General features: G+C 34.7%; 1 protein-coding gene. It reads left to right on the forward strand.

Translation table 11 applies throughout. From position 1 onward, the window contains the following. Window positions 1-366, forward strand: a 366-nt coding sequence (locus B9N71_RS13200) for a hypothetical protein (protein ID WP_167370131.1), incomplete at both ends; no start/stop codon positions are given.

Genomic DNA, 366 nt, shown 5'->3' on the forward strand with positions numbered 1-366 from the left:
GGCGATGAAGGGAACTAAAGCAAGTAATAAATCTTCGCTTAAGTTCGCTGGCACTATTTCAGGAGGCATTTTTATTGCAACAATTATATGTATAGCAATATCTATCAATTGCGTAACAATAAAAAGTGGTAGGGAATTACTTTATTTTCTTATAGGATGCATTGGCGCTTTTATATTTGATGGATTACTTTTTTTAGCTTTATATTTTTGTGATAAAGGTATGCTTGGCGGCGGTTCGAAAGTGGCCGATAAAATCTTTGCCACGCTGGGTTACCGCAAACCCAAAACTGTTGATATGGGAGAAGAATATATCGAGATGTTTTTTAATAACAAATCCATGAATGAACCTGACTTTTATATTGATGT

Origin of the sequence: Gilliamella bombi (assembly GCF_900103255.1) — a bacterium.
Taxonomy (GTDB): Bacteria; Pseudomonadota; Gammaproteobacteria; order Enterobacterales; family Orbaceae; genus Gilliamella; species Gilliamella bombi.